Consider the following 22,035-nt stretch of genomic DNA (forward strand, 5'->3'; position numbering starts at 1 on the left):
ACGCTTTCATTCAACTAGGCGAAGCTTGCGCTTGCGTCATCGCGATGATGCAAGCGCAAGCTTCGCATCGCCTTCTCAAGGAAACGTATACCCATGTCTCTTACCGCAGAACAGACCGGCAAGATCATTGCTGATTTCGGCCGCGTGCCGAACGACACCGGTTCGACCGAAGTCCAGGTGGCCCTGCTGTCCGCCCGCATCGACCACCTGACCGGCCACTTCAAGGAACACAAGCAGGATCACCACTCCCGCCGTGGCCTGCTGAAGCTGGTCAACCAGCGCAAGCGCCTGCTCAGCTATCTGAAGGATCGCGATCTTGCGCGCTATCAGACCCTGATCGAACGCCTCGGCCTGCGCCGTTAATCCACAGGACTGAGGAGAAGATCAACGTGGCAAAAGTAACCAAGTCATTCCAGTACGGTAATCACGAAGTCACACTGGAGACGGGCGAAATTGCCCGCCAGGCATCCGGTGCGGTCATGGCCAGCATGGGCGGCACCGTGGTGCTGGTCACCGCGGTCGCTGCGACCAAGCAGAAGGAAGGCCAGGATTTCTTCCCGCTCACCGTCGATTACGTCGAGAAGTTCTACTCCGCCGGCCGCATCCCGGGCGGCTTCTTCAAGCGCGAAGGCCGCCCGACCGAGAAGGAGACGCTGACCTCGCGCCTGATCGATCGCCCGGTGCGCCCGCTGTTCCCGGATGACTTCAAGAACGAAGTGCAGGTGATCGCCCAGGTCGTCTCGCTGAACCCGGAAGTGGACGGCGACATCGTGGCCCTGCTCGGCGCCTCTGCCGCGCTGAGCCTGGCCGGCATCCCGTTCAAGGGCCCGATCGGCGCCGCCCGCGTCGGTTATGCCAACGGCAAGTACCTGCTGAACCCGTCGCAGACCGAGCTGAAGACCTCCCAGCTGGACCTGGTCGTGGCCGGTACCGCCGGTGCCGTGCTGATGGTGGAATCCGAAGCGCAGCTGCTGTCCGAGGACGTGATGCTCGGCGCGGTGATGTTCGGCCACCAGCAGATGCAGACCGCGATCCGCGCCATCGCCGAGCTGGCCACCGAAGCCGGCAAGCCGTCGTGGGACTGGAAGGCACCGGCGCGCAACGAGTCGCTGGTCGCCGCCGTCAAGGGCGCGGTCGGCGATCAGCTGGCCGCAGCATTCCAGGTACGCGACAAGCTGGAGCGTCGTGACGCGATCTCCGCGATCAAGGCCGACGTGCTGGCTGGCCTCAAGGCGCAGGCCGAAGAGAACGGCTGGGCCGCCGGTGCGATGGCCAAGGAATTCGAGGAGCTCGAATACCACACCATGCGCGACAGCGTGCTGAAGACCAAGGTGCGCATCGACGGCCGCCAACTGGACGACGTGCGCGCGATCACCGCCCGTGTCGGCGTGCTGCCGCGTACGCATGGTTCGGCGCTGTTCACTCGCGGCGAGACGCAGGCGCTGGTCGTCATCACGCTGGGCACCACGCGTGACGCGCAGATCATCGACGCGCCGGGTGGCGAATCGAAGGATCCGTTCCTGTTCCACTACAACTTCCCCCCGTTCTCGGTGGGTGAAGCCGGCCGTTTCGGCGCGCCGAAGCGCCGCGAGATCGGCCACGGCCGCCTTGCCAAGCGTGGCGTGCAGGCGGTCAAGCCGAGCATCGAGGAATTCCCGTACGTGGTGCGCGTGGTCTCGGAAATCACCGAGTCCAACGGTTCCTCGTCGATGGCCTCGGTGTGCGGCTCCTCGCTGGCGATGATGGATGCCGGCGTGCCGCTGAAGGCGCCGGTGGCCGGTATCGCCATGGGCCTGGTCAAGGAAGGCAGCGACTTCGTGGTGCTGTCCGACATCCTGGGCGACGAGGATCACCTCGGCGACATGGATTTCAAGGTGGCCGGCAGTGCCGACGGCATCTCCGCGCTGCAGATGGACATCAAGATCGACGGCATCACCGAGGAGATCATGAAGGTGGCGCTGGCCCAGGCCAAGCGTGGCCGCCTGCACATCCTCGGCGAAATGGGCAAGGCGCTCAGCACCGCCCGCACCGAGATGAGCGAGTTCGCTCCGCGCCTGATCACCATCAAGATCCACCCGGACAAGATCCGCGAAGTGATCGGCAAGGGCGGCGCCACCATCCGCTCGATCACCGAGGAAACCGGCACCACGATTGACATCAGCGATGACGGCACCATCATCATCGGCTCAGTCAATCGCGAGGCGGGTGAGGCGGCGAAGAAGCGCATCGAGCAGATCACTTCCGACGTCGAGCCGGGCCGCATCTACGAGGGCAAGGTCGCCAAGCTGATGGATTTCGGTGCGTTCGTGACGATCATGCCGGGCAAGGACGGCCTGGTGCACGTGTCGCAGATTTCCGACGAGCGCGTCGAGAAGGTCTCCGACAAGCTGAAGGAAGGCGACATCGTCAAGGTCAAGGTGCTCGAAGTCGACAAGCAGGGCCGTATCCGCCTGTCGATGAAGGCCGTGACTGAAGAAGAGCGCGCCGGCGTCTGAGTTCCCGGACAAGGCGATTCCACAAGGCCCGGCCCATGCCGGGCCTTGTGCGTTCTGGCGCCGATGATTTTGTGCAACAGGCTTTTGCTAGGATGCGTGGGAACCTTGCGCGAGGATGCACCGATGGCCGATCCGGCAAATGATTTCATCAGGGATTACCAGGCGCTGGCGCAGCAGTCGTGGGATGCCTGGACGCGTCAGTTCCAACAGCCACCCGTGGCGAATCCGTTCGCGCCACCGCCGGCGTCGGTTGCGGGCAACGACACGCTGGAACGCACGCTGGCCGGATTGAAGGGCTATTTCGACTGGATGCAGGCGGCTGCCAGCGGTGGCACAGCCCAGCAGCCGACCACGGACTGGCGCCAGCAACTGCAGCAGATGTTCGGCGGCGCCAGCCAGCCGTTTGCGCAGGCGTTTGGCGGGATCGACAGCGCCGGTGCGGAAGGCTTCGCGCGACAATGGCAATCGTGGATGCAGGCAGCCCGGCCCGGCGGTTTCGGCGACCTGCCGGGCGCGCACGGGCCGACGCCGGCATTCGGCCTGAACCGCGAGCAGCAGATGCAGCAGCAGGCGCTGGCCACCGCGTTGCTGGAGTCGATGCAGGCGACCGCGCGCTATCAGGAGCTGATCCAGCGCGCCAACACGCAAGGCATGCAGCGCCTGCAGGACAAACTGGCCCGGCATGCCGAGCCGGGCCGCCAGATCGAGTCGCTGAAGGGGCTGTACGACCTGTGGGTGGACGCCTCGGAGGAAGCCTATGCCGAGATCGCGCTGTCCGACGAGTTCCGCGAGGTCTACGGCGAGATGGTCAACACGCAGATGCGCGTGCGCCAGCTGCAGCAGCAGCAGACCGAGCAGCTTTGCCAGCAGCTGGGCGTGCCGACGCGCAGCGAGGTGTCGAGCCTCGGCGAACGGCTGCAGGCGTTGCGCCGTGAGTTCCGCGCCAGCCGGGCCGGCGCATCCGCCGATCATGCCGACGAGATCATGGCGCTGCGCCGCGAGCTGGCTGCGCTGAAACGGCAAGTGGCCAATGGCCAGGTGGTGGCGAAGAAGGCTGTCCCGGCCAAGCCTTCGGTTGTCGCAAAGAAGACGGCGGCGGCGAAAGCGGTGCGCAAGCCCGTCGTATCCAAGTCCAGCTCCAGCCCACGCAAGCGCAAGTAAGGAGACCAGCCATGCAAACGCCATTGCGCATCGACCCGGCCAGGGCGCTGGCCGACATCGCCACCTTCCAGCGCAAGCTCGCTGCCGGCATGGCGAATCTGCGCAACATGCGCGAGCCGGAATACGCCAACACCCCGCGCGAACTGGTCTACAGCGAGGACAAGCTGAAAGTGTGGCACTTCACCGGCCACGGCAAGGCCACTGCGAAGACGCCATTGCTGATCGTCTACGCGCTGGTCAACACGGTGTGGATGACCGACCTGCAGGCCGATCGCTCGATGGTGCGCAACCTGCTGGAGCAGGGCGAGGATGTCTACCTGATCGACTGGGGCTATCCCGACGGCGCGGACCGCTGGCTGACCCTGGACGACTACATCAACGGCTACCTCGACCGCTGCGTGGATGCGGTGCGCGAGCGGCATGGGCTGGACGCGATCAACCTGCTCGGCATCTGCCAGGGCGGTGCGTTCTCGCTGTGCTACACCGCGCTGCATCCGGACAAGGTAAAGAACCTGATCACCATGGTCACCCCGGTGGATTTCCACACGCCGGACAATATGCTGTCGCACTGGTGCCGCAGCATGGACGTGGACCTGTTCGTCGACACCATGGGCAACATCCCCGCCGGGCTGATGAACTACGTCTACCTCACGCTGAAGCCGCTGCGGCTGAACCAGCAGAAGTACATCGGCATGGTCGACATCCTCGACGACCCCGCCGAGCTGGAGAACTTCCTGCGCATGGAGCGCTGGATCTTCGATTCGCCCGACCAGGCCGGCGAGGCATTCCGCCAGTTCATCAAGGATTTCTACCAGGGCAACAAGCTGGTCAAGGGCACGCTGGAAATCGGCGGCCAAAGCGTGGACCTGGGCATGATCACCCAGCCAGTGCTGAACATCTTCGCCGAGCAGGACCACCTGGTGCCGCCCGATGCGTCGCGTGCGCTGGGCAAGCACGTTGGCAGCACCGACTACACCCAGCTCGCGTTCAGGGGCGGCCACATCGGCATCTATGTGTCCGGTCGCGCGCAGCGCGAGGTGCCGCCGGCGATCCACCAGTGGTTGCACCAGCGCGACTGAGCTGTCCTCGCCTGCCGTGTGAAATATGCGCGCGGCAGGCGATAATGGACGGATGAGCGCATCCGCTGATACCCACGATTCCATTCGCGCCGTGCAGTGGCAGGGCGATCATCTGCGCCTGCTCGACCAGCGCCTGCTGCCTGGCGAGGAATGCTGGATCGACTGTCGCGACGCCGCCCAGGTGACCCAGGCGATCCGTGACCTGGCCGTGCGTGGCGCACCGGCGATCGGCATTGCCGCCGCGTGGGGCGTGGCGATGGCCGCGCAGCAGGGTGCATCGCTGGAACCGGTGCTGGCGACGTTGCGTGCAGCGCGGCCGACCGCGGTGAACCTGATGTGGGCGCTGGACCGGATGAAGAAACACATCGCGGCCGGCGCCGACCCCGACGCGCTGCTGCGTGAAGCGCAGGCGATCCAGAACGAGGACCTGGCCGCGAACCGCCGCATGGGTGAACTGGGCGCCGCGTTGATCGCCCCCGGCTCGGGCGTGCTGACCCACTGCAATACCGGCTCGCTGGCCACCGCCGGTTACGGCACGGCGCTGGGCGTGATCCGCGCCGGCGTGGCGGCGAAGCGCATCGCACGGGTGTACGCCGGCGAGACCCGACCGTGGCAGCAGGGTGCCCGATTGACCATGTGGGAGCTGGTGCGCGACGGCATCCCGGCGCAGCTGATCGCCGACTCCGCCGCCGCGCATCTGATGAAGTCCGGTGCCGTGCAGTGGGTGATCGTCGGCGCCGACCGCATCGCCGCAAACGGCGACACCGCGAACAAGATCGGCACCTATCAGCTGGCGATCGCGGCGAAGTACCACGGCGTGAAGTTCATGGTGGTGGCGCCGTCCTCCACCGTCGACATGGCCACCGGCAGTGGCGAGGAAATCGAGATCGAGCTGCGCGATCCGGCCGAGTTGCTCAGCACCGCCGGCCACCGCACCGTGGTCGAAGGGGCGCAGGCGTGGAACCCGGTGTTCGACGTGGCGCCGGCGGAATTGATCGATGCGATCGTCACCGAGCATGGCGTGATCGAGCGGCCGAACAGCTTGGCGATGCAGGCTATGTTCGGGCGCTGAAGCCATCGCATCGGGCCTGCGGTTTGCGCCTGGTGGCGTCTCGCCCGGCCAATCGGCGCTCGCCATATCGGTCAGTTTCGCGACAGTCTACGCGAAGCTTTCCGGGCGCTTTGATATGCCGCCGCAAGTCATTGATTGATAAAGATTAAATCCTGTCTTTTTGGTGCCATTCGTGATACACTTTCGGGGTTGATTTCGGGTCGCTTGCGCATGCGCTTGAGGCGCGGCGCCAGCGTCCTTTTTTCGTTATCAGGGAAGCCGATTGATGGCAGAGCTCGCCAAAGAAGTGATTCGCGTCAACATCGAAGACGAGATGCGCCAGAGCTACCTCGACTACGCCATGAGCGTGATCGTGGGCCGCGCACTTCCGGATGTCCGCGACGGTCTGAAACCCGTGCATCGCCGAGTGCTGTTCGCGATGAACGAACTGGGCAACGTATACAACAAGCCATACAAGAAGTCGGCCCGCGTGGTCGGTGACGTGATCGGTAAGTACCATCCGCACGGCGACCAGTCGGTGTATGACGCGATCGTGCGCCTGGCGCAGCCGTTCTCGCTGCGCTACATGCTGGTCGACGGCCAGGGCAACTTCGGCTCGGTCGACGGCGACAGCGCCGCCGCGATGCGTTACACCGAGGTGCGCATGTCGCGGCTCAGCCACGAGCTGCTGGCCGACATCGACAAGGAAACCGTCGACTTCGGCCCGAACTACGACGAGAGCGAGCACGAGCCGCTGGTGCTGCCCACGCGCGTGCCGAACCTGCTGGTGAACGGTTCGGCCGGCATCGCCGTGGGCATGGCCACCAACATCCCGCCGCACAACCTCAACGAGGTGATCGCGGCGACGATCGCGCTGATCGACGAGCCCGCGCTGTCGATCGACGAGCTGATGCACTACATCCCGGGCCCGGATTTTCCGACCTACGGCATCATCAACGGCTCGTCCGGCATCATCGAGGCGTACCGCACCGGTCGCGGCCGCATCCTGGTGCGCGCCAAGGCCGAGATCGAGACCGAGCCGAACGGCCGCGAGACGATCATCGTCCACGAGCTGCCGTACCAGGTGAACAAGGCGCGGCTGATCGAGAAGATCGCCGAGCTGGTCAAGGAAAAGAAGCTCGAGGGCATCAGCGAGCTGCGCGACGAATCCGACAAGGACGGCATGCGCGTCGTCATCGAGATCCGCAAGGACGCGATGGGCGACGTGGTGCTGAACAACCTGTTCCAGCAGACCCAGCTGCAGGTCACCTTCGGCATCAACATGGTGGCCCTGCTGGACGGCCAGCCGAAGCTGCTCAATCTCAAGGACATCCTCGAGGCGTTCATCCGCCACCGCCGCGAGGTGGTCACCCGTCGCACCATTTTCGAACTGCGCAAGGCTCGCGCCCGTGCGCACATCCTCGAAGGCCTGACTGTCGCGCTGGCCAACATCGACGAGATGATCGAGCTGATCAAGACCTCGGCATCGCCGGCCGAGGCGCGCGAGCGCATGGTTTCGCGGCGCTGGGAGGCTGGCCTGGTGCGGGCCTTGCTGTCCGCCACCGGTGCCGACGCATCGCGGCCGGAGGACATGGACCCGCGCGACGGGCTGAAGGCCGACGGCTACCAGCTGTCCGAGGCGCAGGCGCTGGAAATCCTGGCGATGCGCCTGCATCGCCTGACCGGGCTGGAGCAGGAAAAGCTTTCCGACGAATACCGGCAGATCCTGGAGACCATCCGTGGCCTGATCGAGATCCTGGAGAATCCCGAACGCCTGCTGCAGGTGATCCGCGAGGAACTGGAGGCGATCAAGGCCGAGTTCGGCGATGCCCGCCGCACCGAGATCCAGCATTCGCAGGAAGACCTCAACGTACTCGACCTGATCGCGCCGGAAGACGTCGTGGTCACGCTGTCGCATACGGGCTACATCAAGCGCCAGCCGGCCAGCACGTACCGCGCGCAGAAGCGCGGCGGCAAGGGGCGTTCGGCGTCGGCGCTGAAGGACGAGGATGTCGTCGAGCAGCTGTGGGTGGTCAACACGCACGATACCCTGCTGACCTTCACCAGCACCGGCCGCGTCTACTGGCTCAAGGTCTACCAGATGCCGGAAGCGGGTCCCGGCGCGCGCGGCAAGCCAATCATCAACCTGCTGCCGCTGGGCGAGGGCGAGAAGGTGCAGGCGGTGTTGCCGGTACGCGAATACACCGACGATCGCTTCGTGTTCTTCGCGACGAAGCACGGCACGGTCAAGAAGACCCCGCTGACCGAGTTCGCGTTCCAGCTGCAGAAGGGCAAACTAGCCATCAAGCTCAGCGACGGCGACGCGCTGGTCAACGTGGAACTGACCGACGGCAACAGCGACATCCTGCTGTTCGCCTCCAATGGCAAGGTCAACCGCTTCGACGAGAACACCGTGCGCTCGATGGGCCGCACCGCCACCGGCGTGCGCGGCATGCGACTGGCCGAAGGCGCCCACGTGGTGTCGCTGATCGTGGCAGCGGAGGGCGACATCCTCACTGCGACGGAACGTGGCTACGGCAAGCGCACCCAGCTGGCCGAGTTCACCAAGAAGGGTCGTGGTACGCAGGGCGTGATCGGCATCCAGTGCTCCGAGCGCAATGGTGCGCTGGTCGGCGCGGTGCAGGTCACCGAAGCGCATGAGCTGATGCTGATCTCCGACCAGGGCACCCTGGTGCGCACGCGCGTGGCGGAAGTCTCGCAGCTCGGCCGCAACACCCAGGGCGTCACCCTGATCCGCCTGCCTGCCGACGAAACCCTGGTCAGCGTGATGCGGCTGGAGGCCGAAGAGGACAACGGCGAGGATGCCGAGGTCGTCAATGCCCATGCGCCCGCTGATGGCGGCGGTTCCAGTGATGTGGAGCCGGCAGGGGCAGGCAGCGACGAATGAGCTCGACACACGCCTGAATCGGAAAACCCCGGCGATGCCGGGGTTTTCGTTGCCGGCCCCGGCCCGGGCTGCCTCAGCGGGCGATGGCTGCCAGCATTGCCTCGGCGCTGGAAACGCGCAGCTCGCCGGGGGCCTCCACCTGCAGCAGGCGCACCACGCCGTCTTCCGCGTACAGCGCAAAACGCCGCGCACGCAGGCCCATGCCGAAAGCCGTGCCGTCCAGTTCCAGCCCCAGCGCGCGGGTGAAGCTGGCGTTGCCGTCGGCCAGCATCAGCAGGCCCGGGGGAACCTGCTGGGTGCGGGCCCAGGCCTGCATCACGTAGGCATCGTTGACCGCCAGGCACATCACCTTCACCCCGGCTTCGTGGAAGTCGGCGTAGCGTTGCACGTAGCCCGGAAGATGCCGGCTGGAACACGTTGGCGTGAAGGCGCCGGGGACGGCGAACAGCACCACGCGGCTTCCGGCAAACAGTTCGCCGGTCCGGCAGGGGCGGATCTCCTCGCTGACCGCCGACAGCTCGACATCCGGCAGCGACTGGCCGATTTGAATGGTCATGGTGACGACTTCCCGGGTAGATAATGCCGCCATGCTAACGCTGCGGGAGGAAGCTTGTCGCCTTGAATCGGGAGCCATGAAAACCCACTTCCCGGACAGGCGGCGTTGAGCCGCAAACCCCCACTGACGAGGAGATACGAGCATGAATCTGAGTCACAATTTCCCCTGGAATCCGGCCAACCCGGCCAACATCGGTGACATCCGCGAGGCGTTCGATCGCCTGCTTGGCAACCCGGCCGAGGCGGACCAGTCCAACGTGGTGACCAGCCAGTGGGCGCCGCGCGTGGACATCAAGGAAGAGGACCGGCGTTTCGTGATCTACGCGGACATTCCTGGCGTGGACCCGGGGAAGATCGAGGTGAGCATGGAGAAGGGCATCCTCACCATCAAGGGTGAACGCACCGTGGAGAATCGCGAGCAGAACGGCAAGTTCACCCGGCTGGAGCGTTCGCATGGCCTGTTCTATCGCCGCTTCGCACTGCCCGACAGCGCCGATGCCGATGGCATCACCGCGCATGGCAAGGATGGCGTTCTGGAAATCGTCATTCCGAAGAAGGCGGAGACCACGCCGCGCCGCATCACCATCAATACCGGCAACTGAAACATTTCCGCGAGTCTTGCGCGGGCGACCTGCCGCGGACAATGATCCGCGGCAGGTCGTCGCGTGTGGAAGAAATTGAATCGGCGGGAGCGGTGTGTGGAATTCAAAGATTATTACGAGATCCTGGGTGTGAAGCCCGAGGCGAGCGAGGCCGAGATCAAGGCGGCGTATCGCAAGCTGGCGCGCAAGTACCATCCGGACAAGAACAAGGAAGCCGGCGCCGAGGAGAAATTCAAGGCGGTCAACGAGGCCAACGAAGTGCTCAAGGACGCCGAGAAGCGGCGTTCATACGACCAGTTGCGTGCCGGCGGCTACCGCGAAGGCGAGCAGTTCCGCCCGCCACCGGGCTGGCAGGGGCAGCAGGGCTTTGGCGGTGGCGACGATGGCGACTTCAGCGATTTCTTCGAGAGCCTGTTCGGCCGTGGGGCAGCGCAGGGCCATCGTGGCCAGCCGCGGCCGCGTCGCGGTCGCGACGTGCAGGCCTCGGTGCAGATTGATCTGCAGACCGCGTTCGACGGCGGCCGCACGCGGCTGGCGATGCATGACCCGGCCGGCGGCGAGCGTGTGCTGGAAGTGAAGATCCCGGCCGGGATCCAGCCGGGCCAGGTGATCCGCCTGTCCGGCCAGGGTCAGGGTGGCATGGCCGGCGGGCCGAACGGTGACCTGCTGCTGGAAGTGGGCATCCGCGACGACGCGCGCTTCCGCCTGGATGGCCGCAACGTGGTGCACGTGCTGCCGATCGCGCCGTGGGAAGCGGCGCTGGGCGCCACCGTGCCGGTGCCGACGCTGGCCGGGACGGTGGACCTGCGGATTCCGGCCGGCTCGCAGTCGGGACGCAAGCTGCGCCTGAAGGGGCGCGGCATGCCCGGTGCGCATCCGGGCGATCAGCTGGTGGAGTTGTCGATTCGTGCACCGGCGGCGGAAAACGACGAACAGCGGGCTGCCTATGAAGCGTTGCGTAAGGAGTTCGGGGATTTCGATCCGCGCCGCTGAGTCATGTGGCCCGCTCAAACAAAAACGGCGCCTGCGGGCGCCGTTTTTTCGTGAACCAGTACAGACGGGAATCAGATCAACCCGGCAGGAACTCCTGCAGCGCCTTGAGCAGTTCCTCTTCCTTGATCGGCTTGGTCACGTAGGCCTTGGCGCCCTGGCGCATGCCCCAGACCCGGTCTGTCTCCTGGTCCTTGGTGGTCACCAGGATGATCGGGATGTGCGCGGTCTCGGCGTTCTTGCTGATCGTGCGGGTAGCCTGGAAACCGTTGAGGTTGGGCATGACCACGTCCATCAGGATCAGGTCGGGCTTTTCCGCCTTGGCCACTTCCACACCCGCGGCGCCGTCTTCGGCCGAAAGGGTTTCATGCCCGAGTTTTTCGACGATCCGCTTGATGCCAAGCAGTTGTGACGGGGAGTCGTCGACGATCAGGATGCGTGCCATAAGGTGATAGTCCCCTGCGAGTTTCGTTGATTCTAAGCCGTGGTGATGCTACTTCCAAGCGCGGTTTCGTCAAACCGTGCTTTCGATGCGCACCAGGGTGCGTCCGAACGAGTCACCAGCGAGCATGCGCGCAAACACGCCGGGCAGTTCATCGAGGCCCACCTCGCGGGTGGCGATGCGCTCCAGGTGTTGCGGTTTCCAGTCACTGGCGAGGTGTTGCCAGATGCTCTCGCGCAGGTCGCGCGCGGTGCCGGCCGAAGCGATCCCGAGCAGGCTGGCGCCGCGGATGATGAACGGCATCACCGTGCTGTCGAAGGCGATGCCGCCGGCGTTGCCGCAGATCGCCACGTTGCCGTACGGATTGATCAGCGGCAGCAGGCCGCTGAGCATGCTGCCGCCGACGTTGTCCAGCGCGCCGCCGAATCGGGCCGAGTCCATCGGCTTGCCGCTGAAGGCGAGCTGGTGGCGGTCGATGCATTCACTGGCGCCGAGGCCGCGCAGGAAATCGAAGTGATCGGCCTTGCCGCTGATCGCGTGCACTTCGTAGCCGGCGCGACTGAAGATGTCGATCGCCAGCATGCCGACGCCACCGCTGGCGCCGGTCACCGCGACCGGACCCAGCGCAGGCGTCTGCCGGTTGTCCTGCATGCGCAGCAGCGCGAGTGCCGCGGTGAAACCGGCGGTGCCGATGATCATGCTTTCGCGCAGGCTCAGGCCTGCCGGCAGCGGGATGGTCCAGCGCGCGTCGAGCCGGGCGTACTCGCCATAGCCGCCGTCGCGCGTCTCGGACAGGCCGCTGCCGGTGCACAGCACCGCGTCGCCTTCCCGAAAGGCGGGATCGGTCGAGGCGACCACATGGCCGGCCACGTCGATGCCGCCGTTGAGCGGGTAGGTGCGCAGGATCCGGCCCTTGCCGGTGCCGGCCAGTGCGTCCTTGTAGTTGACCGAAGAATACGCAGCCTTGACCAGCACTTCGCCCGGCGACAGCGCCTCGGTGTCCATGGTCTCGATACCGGTACGGTAGCCGGCGTCGTCGTTGTGGATGCGGAAAGCACGGAAACGGGGCATTTTGATCTCCTGCGAGTTCAGGCGTCGACGCTGCGGGAGGAAATCCATTTGGGCGTGTAGCTGCCTTCATAGCCCTGCATCCAGCCGAACAGCGCGGCGATGTCGTCGCCGAACCAGATGCTGTCGCGCTGCGCCGCCTTCACGAAGGACTCGTCGACCATGTGCTCCATCAGCGTGCGCAGATCGCGGTAATAGCCGCGCACGTCGAGGAAGGCGCAGGGATAGCGATGCAGGCCCAGTTGCGCCCAGGTCAGCATCTCGAACATCTCGTCCATGGTGCCGAAGCCACCGGGCAGGGCGACGAAGGCATCGGACAACTCGTACATGCGCGTCTTGCGCTGGTGCATGGTCTCGACCACCACCAGTTCAGTGAGGCCCGGGTGGGCCACCTCGAGTTCCACCAGCTGGCGCGGGATGACCCCGACCACCTTGCCGCCGCCGGCGAGCACGGCGTCGGCCACCACGCCCATCAAGCCGACATTGCCGCCGCCGTAAACCAGGGCGATGCCACGCCGGGCCATTTCGGTACCGAAGGCGCGGGCCTGTTCGGCGTACTCGGGATGCCGGCCGCTGTTGGAGCCGCAGTAGACGCAGATGGCGGTGGGTTGGGGCATGGCGATGTCGGTTTGGTCAGGGCAAAAAAACAGGAGAGCACCGTGTCAATTTGTCGCTTTTCGGTTTTGCCGAAAACGACGTGGCCCGCCCATGTCGCCAGGAGCGGGCCATGTTGGCTGAGCACCGGGCGATCAGTTGCCCTTGTGGATGGAGCGCTTGTCAACCGACAGCGCGGCCTCGTGCACGGCTTCCGACAGCGTCGGGTGGGCGTGGACGATGCGGGCCAGGTCCTCGGACGAGCCCTTGAACTCCATCGCCACCACGCACTCGGCGATCAGCTCGGACACGCCCGGGCCCACCATGTGCACGCCGAGGATGCGATCGGTCTCGGCGTGGGCGAGCATCTTCACCTGGCCGATGGCCTCGTTCATCGCCACGGCGCGGCCGATCGCGGCAAACGGGAAGCTGCCGACCCTGTACGGGATGCCGGTGTCCTTCAGTTCCTTTTCGGTCTTGCCGGCCCAGGCGATTTCCGGTTCGGTGTAGATCACCCACGGAATCGTGTCGAAGTTGACGTGGCCAGCCTTGCCGGCGATCCACTCGGCCACCGCCACGCCTTCCTCGGAGCCCTTGTGCGCCAGCATCGGGCCGCGCACGGCGTCGCCGATCGCCCACACGCCATCGACGCCGGTGTGGTTGTGCTCGTCGACCACGATGCGGCCGCGCTCGTCCAGCTTCACGCCGGTGTCGTCGGCCAGCAGACCGGTGGTGTAGGCACGGCGGCCCACGGCGACCAGCAACTTGTCGACCACGAGCTGCTGCTCGCCGTCCTTGTCGGTATAGGTGAGGTGCACGCCGTCCTTCTTCACCTCAGCCTTGTTGAGCTTGGCGTTGAGCTTGATGTTCAGACCCTGCTTGGCGAATTCCTTGGCGGCGACCTTGGCCACATCGGCGTCGGCGACAGCGAGGAATTCCGGCAGCGCCTCGATGATGGTGACTTCGGAACCCAGGCGCTTCCACACGCTGCCCAGTTCCAGGCCGATCACGCCGGCGCCGATCACGCCCAGGCGCTTCGGCACCTCGGTGAAGTCCAGCGCGCCGGCGTTGTCGACGATTGCCTTGCCGTCGAACTTGGCGAACGGCAGTTCGATCGGAATGGAGCCGGAGGCCAGGATCACGTTGGTGGCGCTGATCGTCTGCTTGCTGCCGTCTGTGGCGGTGATCTCTACCGAGTTGCCCTTCAACAGCTTGCCGGTACCGAAGAACGGCGTGACCTTGTTCGCCTTGAACAGCTGGGCGATGCCGCCGGTGAACTGCTTGACGATCTTGTCCTTGCGGCCGATGAACGTGCCCATGTCGACCTTGGCGTCGCCCACGCTGATGCCGTGCACCGGCAGGTTATGCGCGATGTTCCAGAACTGGCGCGAGGAATCCAGCAGCGCCTTGGACGGGATGCAGCCCACGTTGAGGCAGGTGCCGCCCAGTGCCGGCTTGCCGTCCTTGCCGGTGAACGCGTCGACGCAGGCCGTCTTCAGGCCCAGCTGCGCGGCGCGGATCGCGGCCACGTAGCCGGCCGGGCCGGCACCGATGATGATGACATCGTATTTGTCGCTCATGGTTTTCCTCTTTGCTCTTTCCTTCTCCCGCCGGGAGAAGGTGGCGCGAAGCGCCGGATGAGGGTACGGGCGGAGCGAGATGTTGCGGTATCACCGAACCCTCACCCCAACCCCTCTCCCGGCGGGAGAGGGGTTCAAGCGGTTACAGCCCCAACAGCATGCGCTGCGGATTCTCCAGCTGGTTCTTGATGTCGACCAGGAACAGCACCGCGTCCTTGCCGTCGATGATGCGGTGGTCGTAGCTGATCGCGATGTACATCATCGGCGCGGCGATGATCTGGCCGTTCTCGACGATGGCGCGTTCCTTGATCGTGTGCATGCCCAGGATCGCGCTCTGCGGCGGGTTGACGATCGGGGTGGACAGCAGCGAGCCGAAGGTGCCGCCATTGGTGATGGTGAACGTGCCGCCCTGCAGGTCGTCCAGCGATAGCTTGTTGGCGCGCGCCTTGGTGGCGTAGTCGGCGATGCCCTTCTCGACGTCGGCGAAGCTCATGTCCTGCACGTCGCGCAGCACCGGCGTGACCAGGCCCTTGTCGGTGGACACGGCGATCGAGATGTCCTGGTAGCCGTGATAGATCACGTCGTTGCCGTCGACCGAGGCGTTGACGAACGGGTAGCGCTTCAGCGCCTCGGCAGCGGCCTTGACGAAGAAGCTCATGAAGCCGAGCTTGACGCCGTGTTCCTTCTGGAACGCGTCGCCAAGGGCTTTGCGCATCTTCACCACTTCGGCCAGGTTCACTTCGTTGAACGAGGTGAGCATGGCGATCGAGTTCTTCGACTGCATCAGGCGCTCGGCGATGCGCGCGCGCATGCGGGTCATCGGCACGCGCTCTTCCGGACGCGAACCCGGGGTCGGCTTCGCCGCCGGCGCGGCGGGAGCCGCGGCAGGACGCGAGCCGGCGTTGACCACGTCTTCCTTGATGATGCGGCCGTCGCGGCCGGTACCGGCGATGGCGGAGGTGTCGACCTTGTTTTCGGTGGCGACGCGCTGCGCGGCGGGAGAAAGCTCGGCGGCCGACTTCGACGCGGCGGGGGCGGGCGCTGCAGCCGCGGGTGCGGACGCCGGAGCGGCGGCAGCTGGAGCCGGAGCCGGAGCCGCGGCCACGGCGCCTTCCTCGATGATCGCGATGATCTGCTCGCTGTTCACCGTGTCGCCGACCTGGTGGCGGATTTCCTTCAGCACGCCGTCGACCGGCGAGGGTACTTCCAGCACCACCTTGTCGGTTTCGAGGTCGACCAGGTTCTCGTCGCGCTTCACCGCGTCGCCGGCCTGCTTGTGCCAGCTGGCGATGGTGGCGTCGGAGACGGACTCGGGCAGGACGGGGACTTTGAGTTCGATGGACATAACGATCCTTGGGTGTCTTTATTCTGCAGAGTGGTCAGTGCCGACCGGCGCGGCGAGCGCCTGTTCGACGAGTGCTGCCTGTTCGGCGACGTGGGTGTTGTGGTGACCGGCAGCCGGTGCCGGCGAGCGCGCGCGTCCCGCGTACGAGAGACTGTGCTTGCTGCCGATGCAGGCCTGCAGGTGGTGGCGAATCTGGAACCAGGCGCCCTGGTTCATCGGCTCTTCCTGGCACCAGATCACTTCCTTGGCGGAAGGATACTTGTCCAGTTCGGCGCCGACTTCGACACGCGGGAACGGATACAACTGTTCGACACGCACGATCGCGACGTCGGCCAGAGCACGCTTCTCGGCTTCCTCCAGCAGGTCGTAGTAGACCTTGCCGGAGCACAGCACCACGCGCTTGACCTTCTTCGCGGCCAGCTGGCGGTGCTCGCCGATCACCAGCTGGAAGCTGCCGTTGGCCAGCTCGTCCAGCGTGGACACCGCCAGCTTGTGGCGCAGCAGCGACTTCGGCGTCATCACGATCAGCGGCTTGCGTGCGGCGCGCAGCATCTGCCGGCGGATCATGTGGAAATCCTGCGCCGGCGTGGTCGGCACGCAGACCTGCATGTTGTCCATCGCGCACAGCTGCAGGAAGCGCTCGAGGCGCGCGGAGGAGTGCTCCGGGCCCTGGCCTTCATAGCCGTGCGGCAGCAGCAGCACCAGGCCGCACAGGCGGTTCCACTTCGCCTCGCCGGAGCTGATGAACTGGTCGATCACCACCTGCGCGCCGTTGGCGAAATCGCCGAACTGGGCTTCCCAGATGTTGAGCGTGTCCGGGTCGGTGGTGGAGTGGCCGTACTCGAACGCCATCACCGCCTCTTCGCTGAGCAGCGAGTCGATCACCTCGACGTCGGCGCCCGGGCGCACCGTGGCCAGCGGCATGTAGGTGTGGCCGTCCTTCTGGTCGTGCAGTACCGCATGGCGATGGAAGAACGTGCCGCGGCCGGAATCCTGGCCGACCAGGCGCATGTCGTGGCCGGCGTCGACGAGGGTGGCGTAGGCCAGGTTCTCGGCGAAGCCCCAGTCGGCCGGCAGCTCGCCCGCGGCCATCTTGCGGCGGTCGTCGTAGATCTTCGCCACCCGGGCCTGCAGGGTGAGGCCGGCCGGCAGGGTGAGGATCTGGCTGGAGAGCTCCTGCAGCCGCTGCTTCGGCACCGTGGTGTCGGTCGGCGTGGACAGCTTGCCGCCGAGGAAACGGGCCCAGTCGACGTGGCCGTCGCGGGTTGGCGCGTCGTTGTCCAGCTCGGTCATCGGCGCGCCGGCTTCCAGACGGTCGCGGTAGGCCTCGAACTGTTTCTGCGCGTCGCCCTCGGCCAGCACGCCTTCCTTCACCAGCTGCTGCTGGTACAGGTCGCGCGCGGTCGGGCGCTTGCGGATGATCTGGTACATCACCGGCTGGGTGGCGGCCGGTTCGTCGGCCTCGTTGTGGCCGTGGCGGCGGTAGCAGACCAGGTCGATCACCACGTCCTTGCGGAACGTCTTGCGGAATTCATAGGCAAGCCGGGTCACCAGGATCACAGCTTCGGGATCATCGCCGTTCACGTGCAGCACCGGCGCGTTGACCATCTTGGCCAGGTCGGTGCAGTACATGGTGGAACGCGCGTCCTGCGGGTTGGAGGTGGTGAAGCCGACCTGATTGTTGATCACGATGTGCAGGCTGCCGCCGATGCGGAAGCCGCGCGCCTGCGACATGTTGAACAGCTCCATGTTCACGCCCTGGCCGGCCAGCGCGGCGTCGCCGTGGATCAGCACGGCCATCGACTGCGTGTGCGCGGTGTCGCGGCGGCGGGTCTGGCGCGCGTGCACCGAGCCGGTCACCACCGGGTTGACGATCTCCAGGTGCGACGGGTTGAACGCCAGCGCCACGTGCACGCCGCCCTTGGGCGTCTTGACGTCGGCGGAGAAGCCCATGTGGTACTTCACGTCGCCGGAATGGGCCGGGTCGTCGGGGTGCTCGAACTTGCCCTCGAATTCGTCGAACAGCGTCTTCGGCGGCTTGCCCAGGATGTTGACCAGCATGTTGAGGCGGCCGCGGTGGGCCATGCCGATCACCAGTTCCTTGATGCCATTGTCGCCGGCGGCACGCACCACGTCGTCGATCATCGGGATCAGGCTGTCGCCGCCTTCCAGCGAGAAGCGCTTCTGGCCCACGTATTTCGTGTGCAGGTAGCGCTCCAGCCCCTCGGCCGCGGTGAGGCCGTCCAGCACGCGCTGCTTGCCCGCCTTGTCCAGGCCGCTCTGGCCGGCCGCCTGTTCGAGCCGGCTGTAGATCCAGTTGCGTTGCTCGTGGTTGCTGATGTGCATGAACTCGGCGCCGATCGTGCTGGCGTAGGTCTTCTGCAAGCGGGCCAGCAGTTCGCGCAGTTTCAGGCGCTGGCCGCCGCCGGCGTAGTTGCCGGTGTCGAATTCGGTGTCGAGATCGGCGTCGGAAAGGCCGTGGAAGGCGAGGCCGAGGTCCGGCGCCGGCATCTTCTCGGTCAAGCCGAGTGGGTCGAGCTCGGCGGCAAGGTGGCCGCGCGAGCGGTAGGCGGTGAGCAGGCGCAACACGCCGGCCTGCTTGCGTGCGTGCTCGTCGCTGACCGGCGCGGCGGTGGCGCCGTTGTGGCGCTGCTTCTGCGCCGCCTCGATGCGCGCGATGGCCGAGGCGTGGGAGACGTCTCCCGACTCGCGGCCCTTGAAGGTTGCAAAGTAACTGGCCCATTCGGCCGGTATCGACGAAGCGTCGGCCAGCCAGGCGTCGTAGAGCGATTCGACGTAATCGGCGTTGCCGCCAGCGAGTTGGGAGGATTCGAAGAACTCGCGGATCAGGTTTGTAGTCACGTCACCACCGGCAGGGAAGGGATGCTTGCGGCCATCCGCGTGACCTTTGAGGTCGCGGCTTCCGTCCGGTTTTCAAGCCCGGCAGGCCGCTTGTACGGATGACTGGGGAGAATCCCGACGATTATAGCCTTTGGCTGCTGCGACGCGGCAACCCGCAGGCCGCCCGGAATGGCCATTTGGCCCGCCTGTCCGACGATGGTCTAACACGCTTTTCGCCGCAGGCAGCGCTTCCATGCGATTTGCCGTGCTCGCACGGAAGCGTTGCCGGACGAAACGCCGGGCCAGCCGCCGTTCAGCCGGTGCCGGGCTAAAGCCTCAGCGCCTGCAGTTCGCTGGCCGGTTCGGCACGTTCCCACACCTCGTCGAAGTGCTGCTGCAGCGGCGCCTGGGCGGCGCGGTCGCGGCGCGCGGCGCGACCTTGCGCGCGGTCGGCCTCGGGCAGGAACAGGTAGCCGCCGGCGTCGTTGAGCAAGTAAGCCGAGATGTAGGCGCGGTCGGCCTCCTCCATCGGCGTGCGGATCCGGATCGCGCTGGGCAGGCGCTGGGCCAGTGCAATCAGGCGATGGTCGTTGCGCAGGGCGGCGGCCGGGTCGTGCAGCAGGATGCGGATCTGCGCGCCGCGGCCGGAGATCGCGATGCGCCGCAGTTCGGCCAGCTCTTCCGCACTGGCGTAGCTGTCGTTGCCCAGCAGCGGCAGGTAGATCGACAACTGGTGGCGCGCATCGGCCAGCAGTTGCCGGCGAGTTTCGGCTGTCTCGCCTTGCGTGCCGGCGGGCAGCGTGGCGACGTCGCGCGGCGGCGCGGCATCGGCGGCCGCTGCGGACAGGTCCAGGCGCATCGCCCGGTGCGCCAGGCCGGCGTCCTCGAACTCCTCGCCGTACGCCACGAAATTCTCGCGTTCGTAGAAACCGATCGCACTGACCTGGGCGTCCAGCGCCACGTCCGGCCAGCCCTGCGTGCGGGCGCGGACGACCAGTTCGCGCAACATCGTCACGCCCACGCCGCGACCGCGCCACTCCTGCAGCACGGCCATGCGGCCGATCTTGTGTGCCGGCGTGAGCCGGCCGCAACCGATCGGCCGGCCGGCCTCGTCGCGGGCCAGCACGTGCCAGCAATCCGTGTCCAGCCCGTCGCGTTCGCGCTGCTCGGGCACGCCCTGTTCCAGGATGAACACCACCTCGCGCAGGTCGAGCAGGGCAGCACGCTGGTCCTCGCGTGACCAGTCGGCAATCTCGACGTGGAAATCCTGCAGCTTCATCGGCGGCGGCGTGGCTTGTGCGGCTGCAGGTGGCCGTCGTTGACCAGCGCCAGCAGCAGGGCGCGTTCGCTGGCATCGAGCTTGCGCCCGGCCTCGAACGCGCGCTGTTCGCACAGCTGCTGCGCCAGCGCCGGCGTGGCCGGGTACGGCTGGCCGCTGGCGTACAGCGTGCAGCCGGACTTGCCGCGGCTCCACGCCAGCCGCGACCACGGGTGGCGCAGCAACTGCGCACCGGCATCGAGCTGTTTCGCCAGCATGGCCTCGGTCAGCGGCCTGGCCGGCGGCACCGGCACTTGCGCACTGCGGTAGCGGGTGACAAAACGACCGAACCATTCGCGCAGCAGATCCTCGCGCAGGGCGGCGGCGAACGGCAGCGCGTCCTTCAGACGCTCGATCGCGGCGCGGTCGATCTCGCCGGTGGCGGTGGCCGGCTTCAGGTCCGGGTCGGCGTAGCGCAATTCTTCCGGCAGATGCTCGGCGATGAAGTCGGCCAGGTCGCCGGTCAGCTCGGCCTGCGACGGTGCGCGCATGCCGACGGAGAAGGTCATGCACGGGCCACCGAAGGCCACCCCGTCGTGCGGCACGCCGGGCGGCAGGTACAGCATGTCACCCGGTTCCAGCAGCCATTCGTGGGTCGGTTCGAACTGCACCAGCTGCTTCAGTTCCACGTCGGGGCGGAACGCCTTCGGCGCCAGCGGGTCGTCGCTGATCGCCCAGTGGCGCTGGCCCAGGCCCTGGATCAGGAACACGTCGTACTGGTCGATGTGGGCGCCGACGCCGCCGCCGGGCTCGGCGTAGGAGACCATCACGTCGTCCACGCGCCAGCTCGGCAGGAAGCGGAAGTGTTCCAGCAACTGAGCTACATCCGCGTCCCACTTGTCGACGTCCTGCACCAGCAGGGTCCAGCCGCTGTCGGGGGTATTGGCGAAGTCGGCCTCGTCGAGCGGACTCGATTTGACCTGCCAGCGATCACGCTTCTCGTCGTGCACGATCAGCCGCGCCAGCGCAGTCGGTTCGCAGGCCAGGCCGGCCAGGTCGTCCGGCTGCAGTGGTGGCTGGAAGTCGGGGAAGGCGTGGCGGACCAGCAGCGGACGCTTCTGCCAGTAGTCGCGCAGGAAGCGGGCGGGCGGCATGCCCAGCGGCTGCTTCGCGGAGCCGCGGACTTCGATCGGAAAGGAGGCTGGCTTGGTCATGCGCGCATTGTAGCGGCGACCGGCGGGGGTGATGTCAGTGCAGCGCCTTCACCACGTTGTTGAGACCCAGTGCCAGCACCGCGGTGGCGGCCAGCAGCGTCGCGGCCCGTGCCGGCATGCGCCGGGCCAGCAGGGCGCCAAACGGGGCGGCAAGCATGCCGCCGGCGATCAGGCCGAGCACGGCGACGCCGTTGGTGGCGCCGACATGCATCAGGAAACTGACGCTGGCGGCCGCGCTGACCACGCACTTGGCCAGGTGCACGGTACCGATCACCGTGCGCGGCGTGGCGCCACGGGCAACCAGGGTGGTCACGGTCAGCGCGCTCCAGCCGCCGCCGGCCACGGCATCGGCGAAACCGGCAACCAGTCCCAGCGGGCGGGTGGCACGCGGCACCACGTCGTCATGGCCACGGTCGCGCCGCATCGCCCGTCGCAGCAGGAATACACCCATGCCCAGCATGTAGACGGTGAGCGCCAGTCGCATCCAGTTTGCCGGTGCATGAGTGACCACGTAGGCGCCGATCACGGCACCGATCGCGCCGGGAATGGCCAGCGTCCAGAACAGCTGCCGCCGCACGTTGCCGGCCGCCAGGTGGCTGAGGCCGGAGGCACCGCAGGTGAAGGTCTCCGCGTAGTGCACGCTGGCGCTGGCCACCGCCGGCGGCAGGCCCAGCCCCAGCAGCATCGCCGCCGAGACGACACCGTAAGCCATACCCAGCGCACCATCGACCAGCTGGGCGAATACGCCCACGGCGGCGAAGGTCAGAAATTCGGATAGTGGAGGCATGGGCGGGGACATCCGTGCGCGATGCGGAAGTGTAGCAAGTATCGGAAGCGGGTCCGCCGCCCGGA

Annotated in this window: 19 protein-coding genes; 8 read left to right on the top strand and 11 right to left on the bottom strand. The window is 66.4% G+C overall.

The window, feature by feature from the left end:
* The first annotated feature begins 93 nt into the window (after nt 1-93).
* From rpsO to gyrA, 6 genes are all read left to right on the top strand, one after another.
* Nucleotides 94-363, top strand: a complete 270-nt coding sequence (gene rpsO / locus IMW82_RS01825; RefSeq protein WP_007513234.1) for a 30S ribosomal protein S15 — start codon at nt 94-96, stop codon at nt 361-363.
* 26 nt (nt 364-389) lie between these two features.
* Entirely contained in the window at nt 390-2,495 is a 2,106-nt protein-coding gene (pnp, locus tag IMW82_RS01830) for a polyribonucleotide nucleotidyltransferase (RefSeq protein ID WP_211003724.1), read from the top strand.
* 123 nt (nt 2,496-2,618) lie between these two features.
* Nucleotides 2,619-3,656, top strand: a complete 1,038-nt coding sequence (locus IMW82_RS01835; protein WP_211003725.1) for a poly(R)-hydroxyalkanoic acid synthase subunit PhaE — start codon at nt 2,619-2,621, stop codon at nt 3,654-3,656.
* A gap of 11 nt (nt 3,657-3,667) precedes the next feature.
* Complete coding sequence (locus IMW82_RS01840; protein WP_211003726.1) at nt 3,668-4,735, top strand: class III poly(R)-hydroxyalkanoic acid synthase subunit PhaC; 1,068 nt, start codon at nt 3,668-3,670, stop codon at nt 4,733-4,735.
* 52 nt (nt 4,736-4,787) lie between these two features.
* Nucleotides 4,788-5,807, top strand: a complete 1,020-nt coding sequence (gene mtnA / locus IMW82_RS01845) for an S-methyl-5-thioribose-1-phosphate isomerase (protein WP_211003727.1) — start codon at nt 4,788-4,790, stop codon at nt 5,805-5,807.
* A 265-nt stretch (nt 5,808-6,072) separates the two neighbouring features.
* A complete protein-coding gene (gyrA, locus tag IMW82_RS01850; protein ID WP_211003728.1) occupies nt 6,073-8,694 on the top strand; it encodes a DNA gyrase subunit A in 2,622 nt (873 codons plus the stop codon).
* Nucleotides 8,695-8,767: 73 nt separating this feature from the next.
* On the opposite strand, the gene IMW82_RS01855 is transcribed toward gyrA, so the two are convergent.
* The gene (locus IMW82_RS01855) at nt 8,768-9,250 is read right to left on the bottom strand and encodes a peroxiredoxin (protein ID WP_211003729.1); all 483 of its coding nucleotides are present in this window, start codon (nt 9,248-9,250) and stop codon (nt 8,768-8,770) included.
* 142 nt (nt 9,251-9,392) lie between these two features.
* Between IMW82_RS01855 and IMW82_RS01860 the strand changes: the two genes are divergently transcribed.
* Both IMW82_RS01860 and IMW82_RS01865 read left to right on the top strand, forming a co-directional pair.
* Complete coding sequence (locus tag IMW82_RS01860; RefSeq protein WP_211003730.1) at nt 9,393-9,851, top strand: Hsp20/alpha crystallin family protein; 459 nt, start codon at nt 9,393-9,395, stop codon at nt 9,849-9,851.
* A gap of 96 nt (nt 9,852-9,947) precedes the next feature.
* A complete protein-coding gene (locus tag IMW82_RS01865; protein WP_108471331.1) occupies nt 9,948-10,844 on the top strand; it encodes a DnaJ C-terminal domain-containing protein in 897 nt (298 codons plus the stop codon).
* Between the two features lie 76 nt (nt 10,845-10,920).
* Here IMW82_RS01865 and pilH read toward each other — a convergent pair whose 3' ends face one another.
* From pilH to IMW82_RS01915, 10 genes are all read right to left on the bottom strand, one after another.
* A complete protein-coding gene (gene pilH, locus IMW82_RS01870; protein ID WP_008435575.1) occupies nt 10,921-11,286 on the bottom strand; it encodes a twitching motility response regulator PilH in 366 nt (121 codons plus the stop codon).
* Nucleotides 11,287-11,355: 69 nt separating this feature from the next.
* A complete protein-coding gene (locus tag IMW82_RS01875; RefSeq protein WP_211003731.1) occupies nt 11,356-12,354 on the bottom strand; it encodes an oxidoreductase in 999 nt (332 codons plus the stop codon).
* 17 nt (nt 12,355-12,371) lie between these two features.
* Entirely contained in the window at nt 12,372-12,968 is a 597-nt protein-coding gene (locus IMW82_RS01880; protein ID WP_108471330.1) for a TIGR00730 family Rossman fold protein, read from the bottom strand.
* Nucleotides 12,969-13,100: 132 nt separating this feature from the next.
* Nucleotides 13,101-14,525 (bottom strand): dihydrolipoyl dehydrogenase, encoded by a 1,425-nt coding sequence (gene lpdA / locus IMW82_RS01885; RefSeq protein WP_108471329.1) that lies wholly within the window; start codon nt 14,523-14,525, stop codon nt 13,101-13,103.
* Between the two features lie 142 nt (nt 14,526-14,667).
* The gene (gene odhB, locus IMW82_RS01890; RefSeq protein WP_108471328.1) at nt 14,668-15,870 is read right to left on the bottom strand and encodes a 2-oxoglutarate dehydrogenase complex dihydrolipoyllysine-residue succinyltransferase; all 1,203 of its coding nucleotides are present in this window, start codon (nt 15,868-15,870) and stop codon (nt 14,668-14,670) included.
* 18 nt (nt 15,871-15,888) lie between these two features.
* Nucleotides 15,889-18,732 (bottom strand): 2-oxoglutarate dehydrogenase E1 component, encoded by a 2,844-nt coding sequence (locus IMW82_RS01895; protein ID WP_108471327.1) that lies wholly within the window; start codon nt 18,730-18,732, stop codon nt 15,889-15,891.
* A complete protein-coding gene (locus IMW82_RS01900; protein ID WP_159082176.1) occupies nt 18,729-18,908 on the bottom strand; it encodes a hypothetical protein in 180 nt (59 codons plus the stop codon). Before IMW82_RS01900 ends, IMW82_RS01895 begins: the two co-directional genes overlap by 4 nt.
* 131 nt (nt 18,909-19,039) lie before the next feature.
* Complete coding sequence (locus IMW82_RS01905; protein WP_108471326.1) at nt 19,040-19,990, bottom strand: GNAT family N-acetyltransferase; 951 nt, start codon at nt 19,988-19,990, stop codon at nt 19,040-19,042.
* Nucleotides 19,987-21,183, bottom strand: coding sequence for a cupin domain-containing protein (locus IMW82_RS01910; protein WP_108471325.1), 1,197 nt, complete (start codon nt 21,181-21,183; stop codon nt 19,987-19,989). Before IMW82_RS01910 ends, IMW82_RS01905 begins: the two co-directional genes overlap by 4 nt.
* A gap of 34 nt (nt 21,184-21,217) precedes the next feature.
* Nucleotides 21,218-21,970 (bottom strand): sulfite exporter TauE/SafE family protein, encoded by a 753-nt coding sequence (locus IMW82_RS01915; protein WP_108471324.1) that lies wholly within the window; start codon nt 21,968-21,970, stop codon nt 21,218-21,220.
* Nucleotides 21,971-22,035: the final 65 nt, after the last annotated feature.

The sequence above is a fragment of the Rhodanobacter sp. B2A1Ga4 genome (assembly GCF_018101315.1).
GTDB classification, from domain to species: Bacteria; Pseudomonadota; Gammaproteobacteria; order Xanthomonadales; family Rhodanobacteraceae; genus Rhodanobacter; species Rhodanobacter thiooxydans_A.